This window comes from Ilumatobacter nonamiensis YM16-303, from assembly GCF_000350145.1.
GTDB classification, from domain to species: domain Bacteria; phylum Actinomycetota; class Acidimicrobiia; order Acidimicrobiales; family Ilumatobacteraceae; genus Ilumatobacter_A; species Ilumatobacter_A nonamiensis.
Map to the genome: position 1 here is coordinate 1 of NZ_BAOL01000055.1, position 13,309 is coordinate 13,309.

Consider the following 13,309-nt stretch of genomic DNA (forward strand, 5'->3'; position numbering starts at 1 on the left):
CCGCGCCCGCCGGCAGGGCCTTCACGATGTCACCGATCAACCGCGCCGGAACCACCGCAGATCCGTCTCGATCCCCACCCACGTCGACGGTCAGCATGATCGTCAATTCGAGGTCGGTACCCGTGACCGTCAGGGTGTCTCCACGTACGTCCATCCGGACTCCGGCGAGGACCGGGAGCGTGCCCGTTCGATTGGTCGCCGCACGCCCGGCTGCATTCAGGGCATCGGCAAGGACGTCACGTTCGCAACGGAACTTCACAGTCGGGACTTCTCCTCATGAGGGGATGTTTCAAGAACAGTACGAGTAGTAGGGGCTGTGGATTGGGGACAAGCCACGTTCGAGCAGCGTACGACGGTCGGCGACGTCCACATGGGATGGCCGTCGATCCACAGGATCGAACTCCCACCGATGTGATTCGGTGGACGATGGCGCGATGTCCACCGCTCGTCGGCGCGTAATCCGGTCTCGCGTCCACCGCGATGTCCACCGCGCGGGTGTTCGGACCTGGTCCGAAAGTTCGCGTCGACGACCGATGTGGCATTCATGCTTTGAGCTGCTGCAGCAGATCCGTGACTTGGTCGTAGACCTGTTTGCGTTCCTTCATCAGCCGCTGGATCTTCTCGTTGGCGTGGATCACCGTCGTGTGATCGCGTCCTCCGAACAGCCGCGCGATCGCCGGATAGCTGAGATCGGTGAGCTCGCGGAAGACGTACATCGCTTCCTGGCGAGCGGTGACCAGCGGCCGTTGTCGGCTCTTGCCCTTGAGGGCTTCGACGTCGAACTTGAGGATCGCGGCGATCTCGTCGAGCAGCTCCTCGGGCGTGCGGACGCGGGGCCGGGTCACGGTGAGGAGATCGGCCAACTGCTCGCGCACCAGATCGATCGTGATCGGTTGGCGGCTCAGGCTGGCGAACGCCATGACTCGAACGAGTGCCCCTTCCAACTCACGGATGTTCGTCGAGATGTTCTCGGCGACGAACTCGAGCGCGTCGCCGGGGACCTCGATGCCTTCACGCTCGGCCTTGTTGCGCAGGATCGCGAGACGCGTTTCCACGTCGGGCGGCTGAATGTCGGTGATCAGTCCCCACTTGAACCGGCTCCGCAGGCGTTCTTCGAGAGTGGGAATGGCATCGGGCATCCGGTCGGAGCTGATGACGATCTGCTTGTTCGCACCGTGCAACGCGTTGAACGTGTGGAAGAACTCCTCCTGGAGTCCTTCCTTGTTCGCGATGAACTGGATGTCGTCGATGAGCAACACGTCGATCTCGCGGTAGCGCTGACGCAGGAAGTTGGTGGTGTTTTGACGGATCGCCTCGACGTACTCGTTCATGAACGTCTCGGTCGAGACGTAGCGCACCTTGTGATGGCGGTAGTTCGAGTGGACGTAGTGGCCGATCGCGTACAGCAGATGGGTCTTGCCGAGTCCGGCCGACCCGTAGATGAACAGGGGGTTGTAGCTGCGTGCGGGTGTCTCGGCGACCCGCAACGACGCCGCGAGCGCGAACTGGTTCGATGCGCCCTTGACGAAGGTGTCGAACGTGTAGTCGCTGCTGAGGCCGGCCGCTTCGAGGAGATGATTGCGGTCGCTGGCGTCGTCGACGTGGGGTTGGACCGGAACCTCGGGCTGGATGGGCTCGTGCTCGGACTCGGTGGTGACGTCGTCGGGCGAGTCGTCGACGTCGCGCTCCGCCGTCTGGTCGACGTCGATCATGATGTCGCGTCCACCGAAACCTGATTCGTCGAGCGCGTCGACGATCAACGGCATGTACCGCGTGGTGATGCGGTCACGGACGTACGCGCTCGGCGCGAGCAACTGGAACGACGTCTCGTCGACGTGGACCGGCGTGACCTCTTGGAAGGTCGAGAACCACACGCTCTCGGCGAGTTGGGACCGAAGCGACAACGTCACTTGGGTCCACATGTCGTCGGCGTCGGTCAAGGGCATCGGTCGTGTCTCGGAGATTCTGTGATCCACAACTTTATCCACAGAGTGTGGACAGGTGGCAGGGTCTGCGCACGCTAGCAGGCAGGAGCGACGACGCAAACGTGCCGAAATCATGCCCATACGCTGGGGTGATGCGCTCCGAGGTGACCTGTGGGTAAACTACATCGACGTCATTCGTCGCCCCCATCGGAACGGGTCGGACGGCGAGGTTGGGAGCTTCGTTCGCGCGACCGTATCCTGTTGGATCACATCCGGGATCGGGCTGTCTGCCCGGTCGTTGTCTGCTGCGCTCCGATCTCGAGCAGCGACCGATTTCGTACCCGGTGTCGTCGAAGGATCACGGAGTATCACGTGAAGCGTACATATCAGCCCAATGCTCGCCGCCGCTCGAAGAAGCACGGCTTCCGCGCCCGGATGAGCACTCGCGCCGGCCGTGCCGTTCTCAAGTCGCGTCGCGCCAAGGGGCGCGCCCGCCTGTCGGCTTGATCGGTCGGATTCGGTCACGGGACGACTTCCAGCGGCTTCGCCGCGACGGTCACCGTGTGCGAATCGAACCTTTCTGGTGCTCACACCTCCCGGATCCGTCGCTGGACGTCGCCCAGGTGGCGTTCGCGATCAATCGAGCCGTCGGCAATGCGGTGACCCGCAATCGTCTCCGGCGTCGTCTGCGCGCCGTGATGGCCGAACTCGACCTGGCGACCGGACTGTATCTGATCGGCTGCCGCCCCAACGCCAGCGAACTGACGTTCGACCAGATTCGTGTTGCGCTGGAGAAACTTCCAGCCAAACTCGGTCGGCCGGCCGACGCGAGATGACGACCACGTGGGTCCAGCGTCGCGCACTCGCGGCGATCAACTGGTACCAACGGCTGGTCGAAGGTCGCCCGTCGCCGTGCCGCTTCTTCCCCTCCTGTTCCACGTATGCCAGCGAGGCATTCGCGGTGCACGGAACCCGCCGGGGCGCCTACCTGACCCTGCGTCGCCTGCTGCGTTGCCGTCCGTTCGGTCCGTCCGGGTTCGACCCGGTCCCCGATGCGACCGACGCCACGTCATCGGCTGCTGCCGATCCCCGTCCGGACGCTGGCGCGCGTCGGACGTCACCCACCACCTTCGAGGACTGCTGACATGTTCGAGATTCCTGCCGCACTGCTGTCGTGGTTCTACGACTTCACGAGCAGCTACATCGTCGCGATCGCGCTGATGTCGGTGGTGATCATGGCGATCACCACACCGCTGACGTTGAAGAGCACCAAGGGCATGCTCGAGATGCAGAAGATCGCGCCCGAGATGCGCCGGTTGCAGAACGAGCACCGCAACGACAAGCAGAAGCTCAACGAAGAGATGATGAAGCTCTATCAGGAGCACAAGGTCAACCCGATGTCTTCGTGTCTGCCCCTGATCGCGCAGATGCCGGTGTTCATCATCATGTTCCGGGTCTTGCGTGGGCTGACCTACTCCCCTCGCGGCAGCGCGGCGCCGATTGCTGATGCGACGTTCGAGTCGCTGGGCCACTCCGAGGAGATCGGCGGCTTCATCCCGCGGTACCTGGCGGTCGACTCCGGGTTGTTCGAGGCGCTCTACGGCAAGTTCAGCATGGACGAACTGGGCTTGGACCTGAGCCTGTCGCCGTTCGAGGCGATCACCGAGAACCCGGCAACGGGCATCGTGTACGCACTGCTGGTCGTCCTGCTCGGCGGCCTCTACTTCGGACAGCAGCGCATGGTCGCCGCACGCGCGTCGATCAGCCCCACGATGTCGCAGACGCAGCAGAAGCTGATGCAGTACCTGCCGGTCGTGTTCGCGGTGTTCCAGATCTTCTTCCTGACCGCGCTCGTCATCTACTACATCTTCCAGACGCTCCTGCGGATCGCTCAGCAGTACTACATCACCAAGAAGTTCTACGGCCACGACGAGTCGCTCGGTCGCCAGGCGCAGCGCGCGGGCGAAGCCGCCCGGGAGCAGTCGAAGAAGGACGGCGAGCCGACCGGATTGTTCGGCCAGGCGAAGCGGGACCTCATGGGCGCGAAGGGTGACGCCGAGAAGAACCAGTCCGCCACGAAGAAGCCGAACCAGAAGACCACGGGCAACTCGAAGCCGAAGCGGCCGACCGACCAGAGCAAGCGGGTCACCCCGCCGAAGTCCCGACCGAGCAAGGTCAACGGCGATGCGCCGAGCGGAAAGGGTCGTCCGACACCGAGTCGGAAGCAGGCCGAGGCCGCGAAGGGTCGTCCACCCAAGTCATCCAAGGGTGGCAAGGGCAAGAAGAAGCGCTGACCACCGGTCCGCGCCACGTTCCGCGAGACGAAACGACAAGCCAGACACACGAGACGATGTCTCGGGAGAAATGAGGAAGCACGACATGGAGTGGGTCGAAACCACAGCAAAGACGGTCGAACAGGCCCAGGAGGCGGCCCTCGACCGTCTGGGCGTCGCCGCCGACGAAGCGGAGTTCGAGATTCTCGAGGAGCCCAAGCCGGGCCTGTTCGGACGAACGCGCGGCGAGGCACGAGTGCGTGCTCGCGTGAAGCCGGCGCAGGTTCGCCCGAAGCAGGAACGTCGTCGCCGCGGCTCGAAGGACAAGTCGAAGGGCGGCGCCGAGGGTGCCTCCACTGACGCACCGTCCGACCAGCAGCCGGCATCGGACACCCCGTCCGACGAAGGCTCCGCTCCGGAGAAGGACGAGTCGACCGTTTCGGCCTCGTCGAACGGGAGCGGACGTGGCGGACAGCGCCGCAAGGATCGATCAGGAAACAACAAGCAGGAGAAAGCCATGAGCAACGACGAGCGAGATCCCTCCCCCGTCTCCCCCCAAGAGGTCGGCGACGCTGCGGTCACGTTCATGGATGGCCTGGCCACCGCGTTCGGGGCCACGGCAACGAGCGAGCTGCAGGTCGATGGAACCGAGCTCGACGTGCAGCTGAACGGCGAGGAGCTCGGACTGCTCGTCGGTCCGGGCGGACGTACGTTGAACGCGATTCAGGATCTCGTCCGCGTGTCGGCACAGCGTCGCCTGGGCGACCACGAGACTCGCTTGCGTGTGGATGTGGCGGGATACCGGGCTCGTCGCAACGAGGCACTCGGACGCTTCGCGTCGGATGTCGCGGCGTCGGTGCGTGAATCAGGTTCTGCTCGTGCGTTGGAGCCGATGCCGTCGGCGGACCGCAAGGTGATCCACGACGCCCTGAACGAGGAGGACGGCGTCTCGAGCCGATCCGAGGGTGACGATCCGAATCGCCGGATCGTCGTCGTCCCCGCCTGACATCGACTCTCCGGGCTCTGACCCGGACACTCCGACGAAGCCCGACCACCTGCGTGGTCGGGCTTCGTCGCGTTCGGGACCGCGTTCCTCCACCGACTTCCCCGCGCTTCGTGCCACACTGCAGCCATGACATCGCGCTCTCCTTCGACCGAGTTGGAACGGGTCCTGGAGGAGAGTCAACGCCTCGGCTTTCTGGGCGAGCGCCCGATTCCCGAGGTGATCGACCACGCTCGGACGTTCGTTGTTCCTCTCGAGGGGGTGACGGGAACGGTGATCGACCTGGGATCCGGGGGCGGAGTTCCGGGACTGGTGATCGCCCACGACCGACCCGACCTCGCCGTGGTTCTCGCCGACCGACGCACGAAACGCACCGACTTCCTTCGACGCGTGGTGTCGCGCCTGGGGTGGACGGACCGCGTGTCGGTCGTGACGGACGACGTCGAGCGGTTGATCGTGCGAATGCCGAACCATTTCGACGCGGTGGTCGCCCGAGGGTTCGGTCCACCCGAGTCAACGTTGCGGATGGCTTCGGAACTGCTCGACCCCACCGGCGTGATCGTGATCAGTGAGCCACCGTCCGGAGATCGTTGGCGGCCGGACCACGTCGCTGACCTGGGACTTTTCCGACTGGACGACGGGTCGGGGCCGGTCTCGGTGTTCTCCGCAGATGTTCCACGTGAAACATCATCCCCCGCTTCCACCTGAAGGGCCGTGAACGGGCTTCGCGCATCGAGCCCGGATCCCAATCACGAGGAGGGGTTGGGCGGGTGTTTCATGTGAAACATGCGGAGGGTCCTTGTAACGGCGCCCTGAATCGGGCACAGTACGGGTCGCTGTTCCAGCGTCGTGAATGGAGTTTGCCGTGTCGACCGATGACACCGCACCGAATGGTGCGATCCCGAGCCAGATCCCGAATATCGAGGTCGAGCCCGCTACCGAGCCGACGATCGCGCACCCGCTCCCACGCGTCCTGGCGGTTGCCAATCAGAAGGGTGGGGTCGGGAAGACCACTACCACCGTCAACCTGGGAGCGGCGCTGGCCGAGATGGGTCTGCGCGTCCTGTTGATCGACTTGGATCCGCAGGGTAACGCCTCGACCGGGTTGGGGATCGAGAATCGCGGCCTCGAGCGTTCGATGTACCACGTGATGTTGCACGATGAACCGCTCGAGAACGTCGTCGAGCCCACCGACGTGATGAACCTCTTCGTCGCGCCGGCGTCGCTCGACCTTGCCGGCGCGGAGATCGAACTCGTCCCGGCGTTCAGTCGCGAACAGCGTCTGAAGCGCGCGATCGACTCGGTCATCGACGACTACGACTACGTCCTCATCGATTGTCCCCCATCGCTGGGACTGTTGACGGTGAACGGATTGTCCGCAGCCCGCGAGGTGCTCGTCCCGATTCAGTGCGAGTACTACGCCTTGGAAGGACTCGGCCAACTCCTCCGCAACGTCGACCTCGTCAAACGGAATCTCAATCCGCAGCTCGATCTCAGCACGATCCTGTGTGTGATGTACGACGCCCGGACGAAGCTGTCCGATCAGGTCGTCGGTGAAGTACGTGAGCACTTCGGTGAGAAGGTGCTGCGCTCCGTGATCCCTCGCACCGTACGGTTGTCGGAGGCACCGTCGTTCGGTCAGCCGATCACCACGTTCGATTCATCTTCGCGAGGCGCACTTGCGTACCGCGACGCAGCCAAGGAGGTACACCGTGCCGCGACCTAGTGGACTCGGAAAGGGACTGAGCTCCCTCATCCCGATGGAAGGTGGAGTGGGCGGAGAAGCCGGCGAGCTGATCGAGATCTCGACTGCGGCCGTCTCCCCGAACCCGAATCAGCCGCGCCAACACTTCGACGAGGAGAGCCTCGTCGAGCTCGCGGCCTCCATCGCGGAGATGGGCGTGCTCCAGCCGATTCTCGTCCGGCCGGTCGGCGACGATCGCTATGAGCTGATCGCGGGGGAGCGTCGTTGGCGTGCCACGCAGCGTGCGGGCCTCGCCACGATTCCTGCCATCGTGCGTTCGACCAGCGATCTCAGCTCGGTCGAACAGGCGCTGGTGGAGAACCTGCACCGGCAGGACCTCAGCGCACTCGAGGAGGCGGCTGCGTTTCAGCAGCTCCTCGAGGACTTCGAGTTGACCCACGACGACCTCGCCGGTCGCGTCGGGAAGAGTCGTTCCGCGATCACCAACTCGATTCGGCTCCTCGCTCTGCCCCCGTCAGTCCAGTCGTTCCTGGCCGACGGACAACTCAGCGCAGGTCATGCGCGGGCCCTCCTCGGCACGCCCGATCGGACGCGCCAGGAGGAACTCGCCGCACAGGCGGTCGCCGATGGGTGGACGGTACGAATGGTGGAACAGGCCGTCCGGGGTCCGGCCGAACCGGACTCCGGCGGGGGGGTCGACGAGTCGACAGCGGACTCGCCGTCCGGAACCATCGACGGTGCGGGATTGACGCCCGCGACGAAACTCCGTCCCCCCGGGCTGTTGGAGCTCGAGGAGTTGCTCGCGGAGTATCTCGAAACCCGAGTCGGCGTGCAACTGGGCGCGAAGCGCGGCAAGGTCACGATCGATTTCGCCGACCTCGAAGACCTCGAGCGCATCTACCGGCAAATGACCTCCTGACTCGCGGGTGCGCGAGTCTCGACTCGCGCGTGAGGGGCCGATCTGACGTCGCGCGTGAGGTCGAGGTGCACGCGCGTACCGGCCGGAGATTCGCGCGTTGGGCGGTCGAGTATGACCGAGGTCACCACGTGTCGTGAGCATGTCGTGAAGGTGACGTTGAAGGAAACACACAGACTGGGGATGAACCTGTGGATAACCCCGGAGATGTACCCTGACCTGGGGGTTCAGGTACTCTCGGCCGACTGATCGGCGACCTCGAGGGGCGCCTCACTCCAGTCGGTGATCGCTCGTGTGACCGCCTCGGTGAGCAGATTCGTGCGATCGACCACGCTGCGTACCGGTCCGACCGAACAGAGCACCGCCGGCATCCGCGTCTCACGGAGCACGGGAAGTCGCATCCCGTTGAGCACCGGTCGGCACTCGAGAACCGGGTCCAGCTCGTCGACGATGCGCGTCGCGAGCGATCGTCCGCCGACCGATTCGAACGAGGGCACTGCGAAGTACGAGACGATCGAGCATTGGTCAGTACGAGCGTCAAAACCTAGATAGGCGTCCGCGCCGAACCGATTCGCCGCCGACGCCTGGGCGGGTGCTTCGTACTCGTCGGTCGACATCACGGTGGCACCGCGTTCGCGCAACGATCTCGAGAGCGACCGGGCAATCGAGCTCAGCCCGCCGAATTGTCCGACGACCACGCGCAGGCCGGCGATCGAGGTCGGGGTGCGAACCGCTTCGGCCTCGCGGATCGATGCCACACCCGGGCCGGATCCGGTCTGTCGGCTGACCGACCGGAGCGTCCGTACCGTCTGCGTCCCACAGACACCGTCGGCGGTGAGCCCCGAGTTGCGTTGGAAATCGGTGAGGGCGCGGCCCGCGGCCGGTCCGAAGATGCCGTCCGGTCGGCCGCAGTCGAAACCGAGTCGGTTGAGGCTCCGCTGCAGGTCAGCGACGTCGTCGCCGCGATACATCGGAGCGTCGAGCATGAGCAGCCGGTCGCCCAACTCCCAGCCGGCTTCGATGAGCGCGAGCCAGGTCGGCTCGTCGCAGGCACCACTCACGTGGAGTCCGCGTTCGGTCTGGAAGTTGGTGACGGCCGTGGCGGTCGACGAACAGAAGATGCCGGAACTGGCACCGTCGGGTTCGTATCCGGCCGCCGCCAACCGGTGCTGGAGGTCTCGGACCGCTTCGCCGCGTTGACCGCGGGTCAGTGGGAAGTGGCCAGGAATCCGTCGATCTCCTCGAGCAGGGCACCTTTGCTCTTGGCGCCGGTGATCCGCCCGACGACCTCACCCTTGTCGAAGACGAGGAGAGTCGGGATCGACATGACACTGAACTTCATGGCGATGTCCGGATTGTCGTCGACGTTCAGCTTGTTGACGGACAGTTCGTCGCGCTCGTCGGCGATCTCGCCGAGGATCGGCGCGATCTTCTTGCACGGTCCGCACCATTCGGCCCAGAAGTCGACGACGACCGGCTTGGACGCGCCGTTGACGGTCTCGTCGAAGGTTGCCGTGGAGAGATCGGTGATTCCGTTTGCCATGTTCTTGGTCCTTTCGAGGGAGTCGTTCCAGTACAACCACTGGTTGTCGTCCGACATTCCCGACGTCGAGGGTACCGCGAGGTGGTCAGTCGTGTTGGTCTTCGAGCCAGCGTTCCGCGTCGATGGCCGCCATGCAGCCGCTGCCGGCCGCGGTGATCGCCTGGCGGTAGACGGAATCCTTCACGTCGCCGCAGGCGAACACGCCGGGCACGTTGGTGTACGTGGAATCGGGGCGGGTGACGAGATAGCCGGTGTCCTCGTCCATGTCGAGCACACCGCGGAAGAGGTCGGTGTTCGGCTTGTGGCCGATCGCGATGAACAGGCCGGTCACCGGGAGCACTCCGGTCTCGCCGGTGACGTTGTCGACGATGTCGACGCTCTCGACCTTGTCGGTGCCGTTGATGTCGGTGACCGAGGTGTTCCAGAGGAACTCGATCTTCGGGTTCGCCTTGGCCCGGTCCTGCATGATCGCCGACGCGCGGAGTTCGTCGCGGCGCACGATCAGGGTCACCTTGTCGGCGAACTTCGTGAGGAAGTTGGCTTCCTCGATGGCCGAGTCACCGCCACCGACAACGGCGATCTCGTGGCCGCGGAAGAAGAACCCGTCGCAGGTCGCGCACGTGGACAGCCCGTGACCGATCAGCCGTTCCTCCGCTTCGAGACCGAGCATGAGCGACTGCGCACCGGTGGACACGATGACCGCGTTCGCCCGATGGGTCGCGTCACGCGTCGAAATCGTGAAGGGACGCTCGCTCAGGTCGACCGCGGTGACCTTGTCGGTGATGATCGTCGTTCCGAAGCGTTCTGCCTGCTCACGCATGTTGCCCATGAGATCCGGGCCCATGACACCTTCGGGAAATCCGGGGAAGTTCTCGACGTCGGTCGTCAGCATCAGCTGGCCGCCGGGCTGGTCGGAGGTGGACGACGGTTCGCCTTCGATCAGCAGGGGAGCGAGGTTGGCACGAGCGGTGTAGATCGCGGCGGTGAGCCCGGCGGGGCCGGAGCCGACGATCACGACGTCGTGCACCGTGTCGCCGGTGCCGGAATCAGGGGTGGAGAGATCGGTCATCGTGACTTTCTGAGGGGTGGAAGAAGGACCGTGCGGCGACGGCCGGCACAGGAGGGCACGCGGGATTCACCAGGAAGAACGCAGCGGCCCCGTGCCGGTATTCCCGGCGGGCGTCAGGCGGAGCCGGCGTTGCGCTTCTTGAACAGCACCAACCCGACGATGCAGAGCACACCGCCGATGATGAAGTAGCTGATGTACACCGCGCGGGCCTGGTTGGAGAACGGTTCGATCGCCGCTTGCAGACCGCGGGTGAGCCCGATCCACAGCAGGACCAGGGCGAACACGCCGAGGAACACGGCCAGGAGCCCGAAGACGACGCCGCGGGCGGCCATCACCGCCGGCTTGGTGGTCTTCGACCGTACGTTGTCGACGAGCCGAACGACCTGGTCGGTCGTCGTCGCTGCCCAGTCGGGATCGGTCAGGGGATTTCCGGCCATGACGCGCGAGGTTAGCCGCGATGGATGGGGCGACCACCAGGGGTCCCTGTCGTCGGGGGTGCCGTTCCGATCAGGGGGCGGTCTGGTCGGCGTCGTTCGGGAGCGACGTTCTCGCGATGATGTCGCACTCTTCCGGGGTGTAGGCGAGCACGAGATCGTTGTCGAGGTCGACGCCGACCACCACCGGCGTGCCGGCATAGATCACCGGCTCGAGTTCTTCCTCCACTCCCAGTTCGGACTCACAGCTGCCGAAGGCGGGTTCGAAGTCGATGTCGTCGTTTGCGGTGTCGCCGGCCTCGAGCCCGCGGATCGCGAAGCTCGCGTAGTCTGCGAGATCCTCCGAGTTCTCGATCGCGATCATCCCTTCGTCGGGCGGTGGTGCCGGTTGTTCCTCGCCGGGCAGCGTCTGACCGGTCGCATCGGCTTCGGCGGCCGCTTCGTCGGCGGGGAACAGGCCGGAGGTGGCCGCTTCGTCGCTGAGATCCGACTGGACCGGTGGAACGTCGGCGCCGACGTTCTCCCCGTTCACCTCGGCGGCCTCCGCAGCTTCGAGCTCACCGAGTTCGGCCGGCAGGTCGTCGGACTCGGAATCGACCGCCACTTCGCTCGTGTCGGCGTCGTCGTTCGTCACCAGTCCGCGCACGACGAAGCCGAGGCCGGCGACCATCGTGAGCGCAGCCGCCGCGCCGAGGAACCATTGCCGACCGTTGAGTCCGGCGAGTTGGCGTCGAGGACCGGAGCGGGGGGTGCGGGTCCCACCGCTCGGGGTCGACACGGCGGCCGCAGCAGCCGCGGCGATGCCATCGCTCGGCGTCATCTCACCCGCGCGCTCGCCCTCGCTCATCCGCTCCCACACGTCGAGCGCGGCTGCGAGGTGGCCCTCGCGTTCGGACAGCGAGGCAATCGGCGCCGTCGCTTCGAGCACGGTGCGCACGGCGGTGAATTCGTCGACCTCGTCGAGCGCATCCGTGCTCGTCTCCACCAGTGCCCGCTCGTCCGCTGTGACCTCGCCGTCGACGTACTGGCTCGCGAGGCGGGTGGTCTCGTTCTCCATGTCGTAGTCGTCAGTCATCGTCGGTCCCGCTTCATGTCAGATCCGTTGGACGCTCGAAGTCACCGGTGCGGTTCCCGACCGGCCGCGAAGTTTCCGATGTCGCCTCGTCCACCAGGTCAGCGTGCTCGTCGAGCCGGAGGTCGTCAGCGAGCATGCGCCGACCCCGGGCGATCCGGGACTTCACGGTGCCGATCGGGATGTCGAGCACCTCGGCGATCTCCGCGTAGTCGAGATCGACGACGTCACGGAGAACGACGGCGCTCCGGAACTCTTCGGGCAGCGTGTCCAGGGCATCGTCGAGCGCGAGCCGGTCGGCGACCGAGGAGACCCGACGCTCGGCCATCTCATCGACCGGATCGGAACCCGGCGTGTCGGCCTCGTCGCTCAACACGTGGAGTGCGGGACGTCGTTTCCGTTTGCGGAGCTCGTCGAGCGCAGCGTTCGTCGCGATCCGGTACGCCCAGGTTCCGAACGACGAACGACCGTCGAACTTCGGCAGGCTGCGGACGATCTTGATCAGTGCTTCCTGCGTCGCGTCGTCACCGTCACGGGTGGGCCCGGCGATGCGGCGGGCCGTGGCGTGGATCCGGTCGTAGTACCGCCGGAGCAGTTGATCGAGCGCGTAGCGATCACCCGCGCGCGCCGCTTCGATCAGCTCGTTGTCATCGGTCTGGACTGCGATTGGGCGAGCGTAACGAACGCCGACTCCGCCCCGCCGCCACCGCGCGAAGTTCCACTGGTGAGCGACGAACCTGGAGTGTGCAGCGGGTCAGCCGAGGACGGTGATCTCGTCGATCGTTCCGCGGAACGGGTTGTCCGCGCTGCATCCGTCGTCGGGTCCGAGCTCGTTGAGCAGCAGCAGGAGGTGGCGCGCTCCGAGGTCGCTCGAATCGACGGTGACGGTGTCCGGTTCGGGACCGAACGAGCGGCCGATCGGTTCCCCCCAGCCATCGACGGTCATCGGTGCGGTGTCGCCGTCCCATTCGAAGAACTGGACCTGATAGGGCGCGGAGGGAATCTCGAAGGTGATGCCCTGCTCGAGCGGGCGGTCGAAGCTCACGACGAGTCCCACGCCTCGCTTCGCGCCCATGAACTGGTTGGAGTAGCACTCGGTGCGCCACGAGGTCGAGGGGTCGGCATCGGCCAGAGCGGCTTCCGCGAGGTCGCCGTTCTCCTCGAAGTTGCCCTCCGGGTCGAACGCCGCGATGGAGGAGACCTGGGCGACGGCACCCACGGGTTCCGGTTCGGCGGCCGGTGCAGCCTCGGTACCGGCGGTGTCGGCCTCGGTCTCGGTGGCTGCGTCGCCCGCGGCAGGTTCGGCGGCCGCTGCCGCGGAGTTCGCGGGTGCCTCGGTTGCCGGCGGCGGGTTGTCGTCGGGGGTCAG

15 protein-coding genes and 2 pseudogenes are annotated in these 13,309 nt (G+C 65.5%); 8 read left to right on the forward strand and 9 right to left on the reverse strand.

What is annotated here, in order from left to right:
* Positions 1 to 259 (reverse strand): annotated as a pseudogene (locus tag ON45_RS06715) (DNA polymerase III subunit beta); the annotation flags it as partial.
* Positions 260 to 542: 283 nt separating this feature from the next.
* Complete coding sequence (dnaA, locus tag ON45_RS06720; protein WP_040492875.1) at positions 543 to 1,946, reverse strand: chromosomal replication initiator protein DnaA; 1,404 nt, start codon at positions 1,944 to 1,946, stop codon at positions 543 to 545.
* A 351-nt stretch (positions 1,947 to 2,297) separates the two neighbouring features.
* Here dnaA and rpmH point away from each other — a divergent pair, with 351 nt between their 5' ends.
* The 8 genes from rpmH (at position 2,298) to ON45_RS06755 (ending at position 7,825) form a co-directional block, all read left to right on the forward strand.
* On the forward strand, positions 2,298 to 2,432 hold the full coding sequence (gene rpmH, locus ON45_RS22995) for a 50S ribosomal protein L34 (RefSeq protein WP_083914522.1): 135 nt from the start codon (positions 2,298 to 2,300) through the stop codon (positions 2,430 to 2,432).
* A gap of 56 nt (positions 2,433 to 2,488) precedes the next feature.
* On the forward strand, positions 2,489 to 2,761 hold the full coding sequence (locus ON45_RS06725; protein ID WP_241432161.1) for a ribonuclease P protein component: 273 nt from the start codon (positions 2,489 to 2,491) through the stop codon (positions 2,759 to 2,761).
* The gene (gene yidD / locus ON45_RS06730; RefSeq protein ID WP_083914523.1) at positions 2,758 to 3,069 is read left to right on the forward strand and encodes a membrane protein insertion efficiency factor YidD; all 312 of its coding nucleotides are present in this window, start codon (positions 2,758 to 2,760) and stop codon (positions 3,067 to 3,069) included. The genes ON45_RS06725 and yidD overlap by 4 nt, the downstream gene beginning before the upstream one ends.
* A gap of 1 nt (position 3,070) precedes the next feature.
* The gene (locus ON45_RS06735; protein ID WP_040492877.1) at positions 3,071 to 4,219 is read left to right on the forward strand and encodes a YidC/Oxa1 family membrane protein insertase; all 1,149 of its coding nucleotides are present in this window, start codon (positions 3,071 to 3,073) and stop codon (positions 4,217 to 4,219) included.
* Between the two features lie 85 nt (positions 4,220 to 4,304).
* On the forward strand, positions 4,305 to 5,204 hold the full coding sequence (gene jag / locus ON45_RS06740) for an RNA-binding cell elongation regulator Jag/EloR (RefSeq protein ID WP_040492878.1): 900 nt from the start codon (positions 4,305 to 4,307) through the stop codon (positions 5,202 to 5,204).
* 126 nt (positions 5,205 to 5,330) lie between these two features.
* A complete protein-coding gene (locus ON45_RS21195; protein ID WP_051062628.1) occupies positions 5,331 to 5,909 on the forward strand; it encodes an RsmG family class I SAM-dependent methyltransferase in 579 nt (192 codons plus the stop codon).
* 211 nt (positions 5,910 to 6,120) lie between these two features.
* The gene (locus ON45_RS06750) at positions 6,121 to 6,927 is read left to right on the forward strand and encodes a ParA family protein (RefSeq protein WP_051062632.1); all 807 of its coding nucleotides are present in this window, start codon (positions 6,121 to 6,123) and stop codon (positions 6,925 to 6,927) included.
* Positions 6,914 to 7,825: a ParB/RepB/Spo0J family partition protein gene (locus ON45_RS06755; RefSeq protein ID WP_040492879.1), complete on the forward strand. Its 912-nt coding sequence runs from the start codon at positions 6,914 to 6,916 to the stop codon at positions 7,823 to 7,825. Before ON45_RS06750 ends, ON45_RS06755 begins: the two co-directional genes overlap by 14 nt.
* A gap of 224 nt (positions 7,826 to 8,049) precedes the next feature.
* On the opposite strand, the gene ON45_RS21200 is transcribed toward ON45_RS06755, so the two are convergent.
* The 7 genes and pseudogenes from ON45_RS21200 to ON45_RS23000 form a co-directional block, all read right to left on the reverse strand.
* Positions 8,050 to 9,051: a peptidoglycan-binding protein gene (locus tag ON45_RS21200; RefSeq protein WP_306301650.1), complete on the reverse strand. Its 1,002-nt coding sequence runs from the start codon at positions 9,049 to 9,051 to the stop codon at positions 8,050 to 8,052.
* Positions 9,030 to 9,422 carry a thioredoxin gene (trxA, locus tag ON45_RS06765; RefSeq protein ID WP_373281582.1) on the reverse strand — a complete coding sequence of 131 codons (393 nt, stop codon included), beginning with the start codon at positions 9,420 to 9,422 and terminating at the stop codon, positions 9,030 to 9,032. The genes ON45_RS21200 and trxA overlap by 22 nt, the downstream gene beginning before the upstream one ends.
* A gap of 28 nt (positions 9,423 to 9,450) precedes the next feature.
* The gene (gene trxB / locus ON45_RS06770) at positions 9,451 to 10,434 is read right to left on the reverse strand and encodes a thioredoxin-disulfide reductase (RefSeq protein ID WP_051062630.1); all 984 of its coding nucleotides are present in this window, start codon (positions 10,432 to 10,434) and stop codon (positions 9,451 to 9,453) included.
* A gap of 113 nt (positions 10,435 to 10,547) precedes the next feature.
* A complete protein-coding gene (locus ON45_RS06775; RefSeq protein ID WP_040492880.1) occupies positions 10,548 to 10,871 on the reverse strand; it encodes a hypothetical protein in 324 nt (107 codons plus the stop codon).
* A 70-nt stretch (positions 10,872 to 10,941) separates the two neighbouring features.
* On the reverse strand, positions 10,942 to 11,943 hold the full coding sequence (locus tag ON45_RS06780) for a hypothetical protein (RefSeq protein ID WP_040492881.1): 1,002 nt from the start codon (positions 11,941 to 11,943) through the stop codon (positions 10,942 to 10,944).
* A 13-nt stretch (positions 11,944 to 11,956) separates the two neighbouring features.
* Positions 11,957 to 12,607, reverse strand: a complete 651-nt coding sequence (locus ON45_RS22140; protein ID WP_083914528.1) for an RNA polymerase sigma factor — start codon at positions 12,605 to 12,607, stop codon at positions 11,957 to 11,959.
* A gap of 87 nt (positions 12,608 to 12,694) precedes the next feature.
* A pseudogene (locus ON45_RS23000) lies at positions 12,695 to 13,309 on the reverse strand (hypothetical protein); the annotation flags it as partial.